We start from the raw sequence: 11,853 nt of genomic DNA, 5'->3' as shown, positions 1-11,853 counted from the left end.
AATCCGCGATGAACCTTTTAAATTTCTATCGCTATGTATCATTGCCTATGAAGTTTCAAACATCACCAGACTTGATATCGCTAGCCCAAGCTTGTGCCGCAAAATCAATGAACTGACGAACAATCGGAAGCTGGTAACTGCGAGATAGATACACCGCCCAAAGAACGCTGCTTGGCGAAACAAAATCATCCAATATGCGTATCAATTTGCCATTAGCGATCAGTGGATTGGCTAAGTCACAAGGTAAACGAACCACCCCTTTTCCGTGCTGTGCGGCGCGAGTTAGCACCCCAACATCGTTAGCCTTAATGGTGCCAGACACCTCAACCGAATAGTGCTGGTTATCCTTAACAAAATCCCACTTAGAAACATTCAAGTGACGAAAACAATTGTGTTGTCGAAGCGCCTCGACCGTTTCAGGTTCACCATGTTTGTCTAAGTAGGCTTGCGAGGCACACACCACTGAATCAATAACCATTAGCTTTCGTGCAATCAAACTATCATCAGGTTGATCGGTATAACGAAGTGCAATATCGATCCTCTCATCCACCAGCTGAGTAAAGCGGTCTGAGGCAAACAGTTCGACCGTGATATTAGGGTGGCGCTCGGTGAACTGTTCGACCACATCCAACAACATGTGCTGAGTTAAACCAATCGGAGCTGCAATTCGAATGGTTCCAGAAAGATCATCGGTTTGATTGAGTGAAGTAACTTCTAGCTCAGCGGTCTCATGGAGGATCTTCTCACAGCGCTGCAGAGCGATTTCCCCTGCCGCGGTTAAGCTCACCTTTCGAGTCGTCCTATGTAATAGCCTCTGCTTCAGCCACCCTTCTATCTCTTGAACATGACGTGAAACCTGCAACCGACTCATGTCCAAATGCTCAGCTGCTTGGGTGAAGCTGGCACAATTCGCAACTTCGACAAAGCTACGCATTGCCGTCAACCTATCCATCACACTTTCCCTTATCCACTGAATAAAACCTATTAGCTAGCTACATAGATACAATCTACATCATTTTATGATATTTATCGCAACCTAGTGAGCTATTAGACTGCAATGGCTGTCGAGAAACAGACTCAATAAATTAGATAATTGGAGAGACATTATGAAAATTGCAGTATTAGGTGCATCAGGTTGGATTGGTAGTCACATCGCTCAAGAAGCTCAATCTCGTGGTCACGAGGTCGTTGCTGTTGTAAGAGATGCAAGCCGCGTGGAAACCAAAGGCATTGAAGTTCGTTCATTTGATTTACAAGATGAAGCCGCAAGTCTAGCAAACGAACTATCCGGCGTTGATGCAGTCATTACTTCGATTGGCGGACGTGCTCTGGGTAATCACGACATCGTAAAAAACACAGCGACTAAATTGCTGGCAACATTACCGAGCATCGGTATCGATCGCCTACTTTGGGTTGGCGGAGCTGGCTCATTAGAAGTAGCGCCAAACGTACCGCTAGTGACTGTTCCTGACTTCCCTGCGGATTACAAAAACGAAGCGCTAGCACAGGGCGAAGCTCTTGAAGTGTTCAAGCAATCTAATAGCGAAGTTAACTGGACGTTCGTTAGCCCTGCCGCAGAAATATTCCCGGGCGAGAAACTATCGACCTACCGCACTGGTGGCGATCAACTGCTCACCGACGAAGATGGTAACAGCAAAATTTCAGTCAGCGATTACGCTATTGCGATGATTGATGAACTCGAAGCTGGCAAATTCCCACGCCAACGTATTGGTGTTGCGTACTAGTCAGCTCATATATAAAAACTAAAAAAAGCCGCTTGTTCAAAACAATGCGGCTTTCTCATCTTTTACTGAGCATTCCTTTAATCCAATGGCAGATGCCCTGTTTTCACTAGGATAACCGTCTCTTCTTCCACATAAGGAAAATGCTCACTCATGTGTGGGCTGCGCATCCATGTGTGTTTTGGATACTCACCATGTTCGTCTTTAAAGGTGCCAGAAAGTACAAATATCTCTTCACCGCCAAAGTGGCGATGCGGCTGAAAACGTTCGCCAACCGGCCACTTCACTAACGCGACATGCTCGTGTTCGAACTCATGCAGTGGCATCACTTGTAAGCCGCCAATACCCTGAAGCCATTCTGTTTCCAAAGTATTAATACGAACTTGAGTTAAGTCTCTCGCGTTAAACTGGTTGAGCTTAACCAAGATCGTACAGCCATTTTTGCTGGATGGGGAATGCGCGCTGCCCGGCGGATTACGGATATAAGTGCCCGCTGGGAAATCTCCGGTTTCATCAGAGAACACACCCTCTAATACGAAGATCTCTTCACCTTGCGGATGTGGGTGCTCAGAAAACGAAGAGTCAGGATCGTACTTCACCACGCTGGTCGTGTGGCCCGATTCTTTCTCTTCTCTTTCAAGTGGCTTACGCCAAACCCCTTTAGCAGGGCTTGCGACCCAATCTAATGTCTCGGTTTCTATAACCAGTCTCTTTGAAAAGTCCATATTGAACATAATGGCGACCTTACTCTTGTTATCGTTTTAATTATTATTGTTGTCTTTCTCGTTTCTATTCTACGCGAATACTGATCAAGGAGGCTATCTCGCTGCTATTTTGCCTGTGCGATAGCCACCTAAAAAGAATCCTAATTAATTGCGGCCAGCAATCACTCCGCCATCAACATCCCAGATTGCACCCGTTACCCAATCTGCACTGTCTGACAGTAGGAAAGAGATGCTATTAGCGATGTCTTTCGGCAAACCTACTCGACCAATAGGATGGAACGCGTTGAAGCCTTCTAGCGCTTGATCCACTTCTTCAGGTTTGATGAAAGATTCGTAAATCGGCGTTTTAACTACTGCTGGAGACACCGCATTCACGCGAATGTTGTAGTCCGCAAGCTCCATCGCCATGTGCTGTGTTAAAGCGTGCAAGCCAGCTTTTGCCATTGAATACGCAGAGGATGGTGTCGCTCTAATAGCTTGTTTGGCCCACATAGAGCCTACATTTACCACGTTTCCGCCACCGTTTTTGATCATCAACTTGCTGACAGCTTGAGTGATGAAGAAGGTTGCTTTATTGAGCTGCATGTATTGCTCGTAATCAGATTCTTGGTGTTCAATAAACGCTTTAGGGTTGAAGTAACCAGCCGCATTCACAAGGTAACCAATACCTTCTTCGAGCGACTCTAAATGCGTAATAAGACGAGACACACTTGCATCATCATAAAGGTTAGCTTGCCAGCCTGAAGCATGACCGAGCGATTGCAGCTCTGACACCGCTTTATCTAACTTAGTTGGGTTATTGCCGACCACCAACACATGGATGTTTTGAGCGACTAACTGCTTCGCTGTTTCAAAGCCCATGCCGCTTGTGCCACCAATTACGACTGCAATACCATTTTTAGTGAAGTTCATTTTGTTATCTCCTAAGTCATGTGAACGTGGTAATCTTAGGCTTTGAACTAACACTATGAATAGTAAGTACAAATCGGTTAGGTAGGTACTTATTGGTACATCTTTATGAAAAATCAGGAAAACTTTTTTTCAAGAAAATCGGCACCAGAGCGTTCCGCTCGTATGGTCGAAACCATCTACGGCTGTAAATGGTCGCTAACGGTTTACCAATTACTGGCAAATGGCATTAATCGCCCCGGTGAAATGGTGCGCTCGGTCGAAGGGTTATCGACCAAAGTATTGAATGAATGCTTGAAGCGAAATGTTGAGTTTGGGATTTTGGATAAGCAGATGTTCAACGAACTCCCACCAAGAGTTGAATATCAAGTGACGCCCTTTGGTGAGAAGTTCTTACTGATTCTGGATCAACTGGAAAGTCTACAAAACGAAATCGACGAGATGTAAGCCCAAGCAAATCCACTCTATTCCAAATAATGGACAGCACGCACTATTTAGCTGACTGGCATTTGCTCAAAACGGCCTTTCACAAAATCAATGAAGGTTCGAATTCGGCTCGGTTGATAGCGGTCTCGATGATAGATCGCTGAAAAGTCCACTTTCGGCACTATCCACTCATTAAACACCTGCTCCAATTGCCCATCATTGATCTCTTGCAAGCAATAGATGGTTGGTACACGAATAATTCCGTTGCCCGATTTCGCGCCCTGTACTAACACTCGCCCATTCTTACATTGCAGCCTACCCGTCACATGAACATCGACTGTTTTCTTGGTGTCATCCAAAGCTTGAAAGCTCCACTTACGCACAGACCCCGTTAAGCAGTCATGGTGAATGAGATCTTTAGGATGGTTTGGCTTTCCTTTGCGAGCAAAATATTCAGGGCTTGCGAGCGTTCCCATCTCGATGTCCAAAAGCTTTCTCGCGATAAAGCCCGCATCTTCAAGGCTTCCCATACGAAATGCGATATCGAACGCGTCTTCAATCAAGTCGACTCGGTTACTACTGAAATCAAGGCTGATGCTGATGTCTGGGTAGAGTTGCATGAACTCATTGACCAGATCCGCGATGATCACCTCGCCCAGATAACCGCCAACACAGTTTACTTTTATGTCGCCACGTACTTCTTCGACGTCATCAACAGCAGCAATCAAGGCTTGGTCTATATTATCTAAGGCTTGTTCACATCTCGCGTACAGATCTTGCCCTGCGTGAGTCAACCTTAAGGTTCGAGTGGTGCGGATAAACAGTGTCACACCCATCTGCTTTTCTAGGCTGCTCACTTGGCGTGATACGTGGGAACGAGACACATCCAACTCCTCCGCCGCTTTGGTGAAATTACCTAAACGAGCGATCAGCACGAAAGAACGAATATCAGACAGGTTAATTTGATTAAGCATAGTCGCCAGCTTACTAATGGAGTTATGAGATAGACACTTTTATTGTTGCACCACAGCAACAGTGTTTCAAGTAAAGCGCTATATATCAACAATGCTATTTTCCTTAATATACCTCCATCGCAACGAAGCAAGGCAACAAGCACTTGATTCGAATGCACTTAAACAATACGTCGTAGCCAACCGACGCAATTAAAGTACAGAGGAAATAAAATGAAAAAACTAATCGTAATTACAGGTGCAAGCTCTGGTATTGGTGAAGCAATCGCTCGTCGTCTAAGCGATGAAGGTCACCCTCTGCTACTTCTAGCTCGTCGTGTTGACCGCCTTGAAGCGCTTAACCTACCAAACTCTCTATCTGTAAAAGTAGACGTAACAGACAAAGCGTCTTTTGATGCGGCAATCGCACAAGGTGAAGAGAAATTTGGTCCTGTAGATGCACTTATCAACAATGCTGGTGCAATGCTTCTTGGCCAAATCGATACTCAAGATGCTCAAGAGTGGAAGACAATGTTCGATGTGAACGTAATTGGTCTTCTAAACGGCATGCAGTCTGTACTTGCTCCGATGATGGAACGCAACACAGGTACTATCATCAACATCAGCTCAATCGCGGGTAAGAAAACTTTCCCAAGTCACGCTGCTTACTGTGGTACTAAGTTCGCGGTACACGCTATCTCTGAGAACGTTCGTGAAGAAGTTGCTGCTTCAAATGTTCGTGTTACTACTATCGCACCGGGTGCTGTTGAGACTGAGCTTCTGTCTCACACTACATCTCAAGAGATCAAAGACGGTTACGATTCTTGGAAAGAAGACATGGGCGGCGTATTGGCAGCTGACGATATTGCTCGCGCTGTATCATTCGCTTACCAACAACCACAGAACGTATGTATCCGTGAAATCGCTCTAGCGCCGACTAAGCAACAGCCATAGGCCTTTGTTATCGCGACTAAATCAGCGATGAACTAAAAAAGCGCCACGACTTAACAAGTCGTGGCGCTTTTGTTTTGATTCAATCTAATTGTTAGCAATAAGCGAGATTAGAACTCAACGCGGTAAACTGATGTGCTACCACTTACTTCGTTGCCAACCGCAATAAAGTGGTTACCAGAGCGAGTGAAATACTTGATTGACTCTGGGCCTAGGTCACCCGCTTTTGAGTTGTAAGTATCGTTGTCGCAATCACCGTCTTCATCAACTTTGGTACACACTGGTTGTGTAAAGTCTCGGTTGTTCAAGTAACTGATGAAACTTGCGTTTTCAGGCTGTGTTACGTCGTAAACCATGATGCCACCTTGGCGCTCAAGACCAATAAAGGCATAGTGCTTACCGTTAATCTCAGCCACTTCGATAGCTTCAGGCTCTACCCCTTTGTCATCGCTGCGATCGTCACCACTTTGGTTGTTATCATTGGTGCTGTTGAAATTTGCAGGATCTTGCTCAAGAACGATTCGAGCGAAATCATCACCGCTATCAAACACTAACTCGCCAGACTCATCCCAAATAGAGAAAGAACGACTACCGAATGCTTGAACCTTTTGGTCAGCAACAAGTGTTTCTTGTGGCTTAATCACCTTAAGGCGAGCCAGTTGCTTATTGTCTTTTAATGCGCTAGCTAATGGGTGGTTAGCGTCAATATCTAACTTCTTGCCGCGTACTTCATCGACATAAGCGATACAAAAGTCTTTTTCTATGGTGTAGTTTTCGGTGCCTTGATAATCGTCACCGTCCCACTCAAAACCTTTCTCATCACACATTTCTTGCGTAGTCTTGATGCCATATTCACGACCATCACCTTCGTTCGCAGTCACGATGTAGGTGTTGCCATCCACACTGTAACTAGTGATGCTATCTGGCATGTAGAGGCCTTCTAACATCGCGTAGCTTTGCAGATTACCGATATTTTTGTCTTTGTTTGACGCATCTAGCTTAGCGTTATCCCAAGGCTTTCCGCCTAGTCCAAGAATCGCATCCACATGTGCACTCGCCACATCAATCGCTGCCAACGCGTTGTTCTCTTGGAGGGCAACGTAGAGTTTTCCGTTATCCGCAAATGTTAGGTATTCCGGTTCAAGATCTTGAGCAACCGTTGCATTCGGCGCAGAGATTCGAACCTTGTCGGTTAGCTCTGCATGGCGAGGCTGACCTTGATTGAATGCCTTGAAATCAATCTGAGTGACTGTCGCTTGCAAAGGACCATTGGTTAAATCCACCAGCGTTACTGAACCTTCAGGATCAATACTGTAATCCGCATTCGGCTCACCTTCATTTGCAGAGGCAATGTAGCGACCATCTTTCGAGAAGCTCACCATGTCCGGTAACGCACCAGCCGTATAAGTAGTAATCAGCTCTAACGTGTCTGAAAGATAAAGGGCAATGATGCCGTTTTGTTGCTTGTCCGCATTCTCAATCGCGACCGCAACTAATCCTTGATGAGTCGACACGCTGTTCGCTGCACCAATATCAATCCCAGAAGCTGCAGCCGCTGATTGAAGATCAATAGAGCCTTCAGAGCTTGGCGAGCTATCGGTATTCATCGATAGCACGTCAACTTTCTTTGCTTGAGCATTTACGACATACAATTTATCGGTACATGAATCGTAGCTGACGATTTCGGCTGCAGAAGTATCAAACGGAGCGTCAGCAATGGAACTGCCAACCAGAGTAAGCACGGTGACCTCAGCATCGCTTGCGATTGGCTGTTGGCTGGATTGGCACTGGAGGCTCAAAGCATCAAGTGAGGTTTGAGATAGCGTATTCGCCGTAGATGATGTTGACTGAGAACATCCAGCCAGAGCGGAACTCACTGCGATAGGTAGTAATAAAGTCAGCTTATTAAATTTACGATTCATATATCCTCCATAATTTGAATCGCGATCATAGAGGCCGCTTATGACAGTTATCTTTCCCTTTTGTTAACAATAGGTGACGACAATCGGTTTCTTTTACCCATAACAACAGAGGGTTAGAATGAGCATTTCATTAACAAGCACACAAAAAAAGGCGCACAAGCTGGCTGGTGCTTGAGCGCCTTAGTAAACTGAATCGTAGGTTAGAAGTTGTAACCACCACCGATCATGAATACCCATGGGTCGATATCAACGTCTGTTGAGTACTGAACACCACCCGCTTTGTATTTAGCTGTAGTACCGATATCTGCGTACCAAACCGATGCGTTCAAGAACCAATCTTCATTGATCATGTAGTCCATACCGATGTTTGCAGCAAGACCCCAAGAGTCATCAAGAGACAAGTCGCTCAAACCAGCATCTTTGCCCGTACCATTAAGTTCTTCATCGAAAAATACGGTGTAGTTGATACCCGCGCCTACGTAAGGACGGAATTTGCTGTTTGCTTCACCGAAGTAGTACTGCACCATCAGCGTAGGTGGTAGGTGTTTTGTGTCAGCGATATCGCCAACACCGTTTACAGAGATACTGTGAGAAAATGGCGTTGCTGCTAGAACTTCCAAACTGATGTTATCAGTAAACATATAGCCAAACGTTAAGCCTAATTGTGTATTTGAGTCTACTGAGAATTCTAAAGATGAGTTACCTAGAACGTCACCGCTGCTATCGTTAGGAGATACAATCGCTGCACCTGCACGGATGATGAAATCACCTTCTTTATGAGCAAGAACATTGGTTGACATAAGAGCCGCAATAACCGCAATACCACATACTGGCTTTTTCATTATAATTTCCTTTTGGGGGGCTTAATCTTTATTGGTGAATGAGTAATCATTTCTTATTTTGCGTGCAAGGTATCATAGAATAACCCTACTTTATTGATGGAAATCAATTTGTGAAAAGTTGTGATTATTTATGTAAATTTATATCGACCCGATCACTTTATTCCTTCATTTTATTGACAGTTTTGTAATGCAGCTTTTCCGTGCGTCATTTTGTTAATCCAATCAATTCACTCTATTCGGATCTTTTTTGGATCAAAATAGAGCAAGCCAATATCTCATGTGCATCATTTTGGTGCAGAACAACAAGAATCAATCTCGCCTCGTATAATATTCAATGAGTTACATTTGGCTTAGTGCTTGCAAGTCTATGTTCATAATCATAAATACATTGAGGTTCTGATCATGCAAGACACTCTAACAATCGTTCTGGCCGGCGGTGTTGGCTCTCGGCTTTCCCCTCTCACCGATAACCGTGCAAAACCTGCGGTACCTTTTGGTGGCAAATATCGAATCATCGATTTCACACTCGCGAACTGCCTGCACTCCGGACTTCGCCAAATTCTGGTGCTAACTCAGTACAAGTCTCACTCTTTGCAAAAACACTTACGTGATGGTTGGTCGGTGCTTAACCCCGAGCTCGGCGAATACATCACCAATGTTCCCCCACAAATGCGAACCGGTGATAGCTGGTACAGCGGTACTGCCGATGCGATTTATCAAAACTTGTATCTGCTGTCTCGCAGTGAAGCCAAGCATGTGGTGGTGTTATCTGGCGACCATATCTATCGCATGGATTACGCGCCAATGCTCAAGCAGCACAAAAAGAACGAGGCCGACCTAACCGTGGCGTGCATGGAGGTTTCGATTGACGAAGCTAAAGAGTTTGGTGTGATGGAGATAGACGAGTCTCTAGAGATCAATAACTTTACCGAGAAGCCACGTTACCCTGCATGTGTACCTGGTAGGCCGACTCGAAGCATGGCTTCAATGGGAATTTACATCTTTGATAAAGAAGTACTGACACAGGCATTATTGGCAGACGCAGAAGATCCAGACTCAAGCCACGATTTTGGTAAAGACATCATTCCGAAATTGGTGGGCAACAACAGTGTTTACGCATACAAGTTTGGGGATGAAGAAGGCCGAGTGACCCAAGATGCGTACTGGAGAGATGTTGGTACTATCGACTCTTATTACCAATCGAATATGGACCTGTTAAAGCCAGCTTCGCCTATCGATTTATATCAACCTGATTGGGCAATTCGTACTTACGAACCGCAGCTGCCACCCGCACGAACCATTGCTTCGGTTGAAGGTAACCAAGGAATATTCATCAACTCGATGATAGCGAATGGCGTTGTAATTGAAGGCGGCTCGGCGCAAAACTCTATCTTCTTCCCTAAAGTGAAAGTCAGCAATGCCGCGATTGTGATTGATAGTATTCTGTTTGAAGATGTTGAGATTGGAAAAAATTGCCACATACAAAACTGCATCATCGACAAGAACGTTAAGGTGCCTGACGGAACCCAGATCGGTCTTGATGGCCTTGCCGATGCGAAACGCTTCCACATATCAAAACAAGGCGTGATTGTGGTGCCCTCTTCTTACCAATTTGAAGAGTAACCTTTAACGTTGGAATAGCTTTTCTTTAAACGAAAAAAGGCAGCGAATTCGCTGCCTTCTTATTTACTCACACAGCTTCAGTTAAGCCTTAACTGTCCATGTATTCGATTAAACAGAAACCTTAGAAAGGCCCTAACTCAATCATTTGAGCAATCACAACAGAAACCAAAGCGCCTACCGACCAGAACAAGAACAGTGGTAAGAAGAAACGAACCCACTTGGTGTAAGGTACTTTTGCTATAGCCAATACCGCCAACAAGCCACCATTGGTTGGGTAAATATAGTTAGAAATACCATCACCCAATTGAGAAGCCAGTGCCGCCACTTGACGAGTCACTTCACCAATATCTGCCAACGGAATAATGATTGGCATGGTGATCACCGCTTGGCCACTGCCCGATGGAATGAACAGGTTGATCGCAGCCTGCGAGAAGTAGATCCCTGCTGCTGCAACAAGTTTAGAGCTACCAGAAATGATCTGTGCAAGATAGAAGATAATAGAATCAACAATCTTCGCGTCTTCCATAATGGTTAGCACTGAACGAGCAAAAAAGATGATCAGTACCGCGATCAATACGTCGCTAACACCTTTGGTCCAATACTCACAGATCTTGTTCGGAGATAAACCCGCCACCAAACCCGGAATAATAGCCATCGCCACGAATGCACCCGCAATCTCGGTGAAGCCGAACCCCATCGTCAACGTGCCGAAGATCATGTATGCGAATACGCCCAAGAACGCGATGCCCGCAAGCTTTTCACGTGTGGTCAGTGTTTTCGCTTCAACATTTGATTCATAGTGGTAACCCGTGCCGTGTAACAAGCCTTTGGTCGGGTCTTGCTTAACTTTGCGCGCGTAGTTAAGTACATACCAAGCACCTGTTAGCAACATGAACATGCCAACAATAAAGCGATACCACATGCCTGAATACATAGGCAGTTCAGCGATAGTGTGTGCGATACCCGTAAAGAATGGGTTAGCCAAAGCGGCTGCGAAACCGGCACAACTTGCCAGTAAAACAACGCCAAGTGCCGTTATAGCGTCATAGCCAAGCTTGATACAGATCGGGATCATCAAAGAGATGAAAATGACATCAAGTTCACGCATACCGGTGAAGGTAACGTTGAAGAAGATCGCCGTCATGATCACAGGCGCAATCACGTATAAGCCTTGCTTCTTTAGCTTAGTAGTTAGTGCAACAACGGATGCGTCTAACAGACCCATGTGTTTGATAATGCCAAAAGCACCACCCACAAATACCACAACGCCCATCACGCCAGAAGCGGATTTGAAGCCTTTAAAAAATGATTCGAAAAAAGAGGCTAATGTTGTTGGGTTGCTGGTCAATTGTGTGTAGCTGTCTGGGTCGATAACCGTGCGGCCATTCATGACCACTCGCTCGAATTCACCAGCAGGGATGAAGTAAGTTGCAATTGCAGCAACGATCACCATGATAACCAAAGAGAGAAACGGGTGGTTTACTTCTTTCTCTGTGGGCGCTGCGTTAGCAGCTTGAGATGTAGGTACGGATGTAGATACCGTAGTCGTCATATAGACTCCTTATTTGTCAGCAACTAAGGTTCACTTAGCCGCCGGAGGGATTTTTGGAAAAACGAAACCCTTCACGCTGAACTAAGTTCGCGCTAATTTAGGTTGTTTCAAAAAGGCCTTTGATAGATGGTGCTCTCAAATGTACATAGTGAAGTAGTGAGAACTACTCTCTTTGCGTCCGAGCAAAATGCAGATGTTCAGCCAAGTCAGG

General features: G+C 45.2%; 11 protein-coding genes. 4 read left to right on the top strand and 7 right to left on the bottom strand.

The window, feature by feature from the left end:
* Nucleotides 1-55: 55 nt before the first annotated feature.
* Nucleotides 56-952 carry a LysR family transcriptional regulator gene (locus tag AB4482_RS10115; protein ID WP_210441895.1) on the bottom strand — a complete coding sequence of 299 codons (897 nt, stop codon included), beginning with the start codon at nt 950-952 and terminating at the stop codon, nt 56-58.
* Between the two features lie 154 nt (nt 953-1,106).
* Here AB4482_RS10115 and AB4482_RS10110 point away from each other — a divergent pair, with 154 nt between their 5' ends.
* The gene (locus AB4482_RS10110; protein ID WP_017070397.1) at nt 1,107-1,745 is read left to right on the top strand and encodes an NAD(P)-dependent oxidoreductase; all 639 of its coding nucleotides are present in this window, start codon (nt 1,107-1,109) and stop codon (nt 1,743-1,745) included.
* 77 nt (nt 1,746-1,822) lie between these two features.
* Here AB4482_RS10110 and AB4482_RS10105 read toward each other — a convergent pair whose 3' ends face one another.
* Complete coding sequence (locus tag AB4482_RS10105; RefSeq protein WP_372180891.1) at nt 1,823-2,476, bottom strand: cupin domain-containing protein; 654 nt, start codon at nt 2,474-2,476, stop codon at nt 1,823-1,825.
* Nucleotides 2,477-2,611: 135 nt separating this feature from the next.
* Nucleotides 2,612-3,379, bottom strand: coding sequence for an SDR family NAD(P)-dependent oxidoreductase (locus tag AB4482_RS10100; protein WP_065584096.1), 768 nt, complete (start codon nt 3,377-3,379; stop codon nt 2,612-2,614).
* A gap of 105 nt (nt 3,380-3,484) precedes the next feature.
* Between AB4482_RS10100 and AB4482_RS10095 the strand changes: the two genes are divergently transcribed.
* A complete protein-coding gene (locus AB4482_RS10095; RefSeq protein WP_004741127.1) occupies nt 3,485-3,823 on the top strand; it encodes a helix-turn-helix domain-containing protein in 339 nt (112 codons plus the stop codon).
* A gap of 47 nt (nt 3,824-3,870) precedes the next feature.
* Here the strand turns inward: AB4482_RS10095 and AB4482_RS10090 are convergent, their stop codons facing one another.
* The gene (locus tag AB4482_RS10090) at nt 3,871-4,776 is read right to left on the bottom strand and encodes a LysR family transcriptional regulator (protein ID WP_136974130.1); all 906 of its coding nucleotides are present in this window, start codon (nt 4,774-4,776) and stop codon (nt 3,871-3,873) included.
* Between the two features lie 210 nt (nt 4,777-4,986).
* Here AB4482_RS10090 and AB4482_RS10085 point away from each other — a divergent pair, with 210 nt between their 5' ends.
* Entirely contained in the window at nt 4,987-5,706 is a 720-nt protein-coding gene (locus AB4482_RS10085) for an SDR family oxidoreductase (RefSeq protein ID WP_004733012.1), read from the top strand.
* Between the two features lie 107 nt (nt 5,707-5,813).
* On the opposite strand, the gene AB4482_RS10080 is transcribed toward AB4482_RS10085, so the two are convergent.
* Nucleotides 5,814-7,625, bottom strand: coding sequence for a choice-of-anchor I family protein (locus tag AB4482_RS10080; protein ID WP_372180890.1), 1,812 nt, complete (start codon nt 7,623-7,625; stop codon nt 5,814-5,816).
* 200 nt (nt 7,626-7,825) lie between these two features.
* A complete protein-coding gene (ompW, locus tag AB4482_RS10075; RefSeq protein WP_372180889.1) occupies nt 7,826-8,467 on the bottom strand; it encodes an outer membrane protein OmpW in 642 nt (213 codons plus the stop codon).
* A gap of 402 nt (nt 8,468-8,869) precedes the next feature.
* On the opposite strand from ompW, the gene glgC reads away from it, so the two are divergent.
* Nucleotides 8,870-10,090 (top strand): glucose-1-phosphate adenylyltransferase, encoded by a 1,221-nt coding sequence (gene glgC, locus AB4482_RS10070; protein ID WP_017069804.1) that lies wholly within the window; start codon nt 8,870-8,872, stop codon nt 10,088-10,090.
* A gap of 121 nt (nt 10,091-10,211) precedes the next feature.
* On the opposite strand, the gene AB4482_RS10065 is transcribed toward glgC, so the two are convergent.
* Entirely contained in the window at nt 10,212-11,642 is a 1,431-nt protein-coding gene (locus AB4482_RS10065; protein ID WP_017066892.1) for a YfcC family protein, read from the bottom strand.
* Nucleotides 11,643-11,853: the final 211 nt, after the last annotated feature.

The organism is Vibrio sp. 10N.222.55.C7 (assembly GCF_041473335.1).
Lineage (GTDB): Bacteria > Pseudomonadota > Gammaproteobacteria > Enterobacterales > Vibrionaceae > Vibrio > Vibrio crassostreae_C.
Note: the sequence above shows the minus strand (reverse complement) of the source record. Positions and strands in the feature narration are given on the sequence as shown.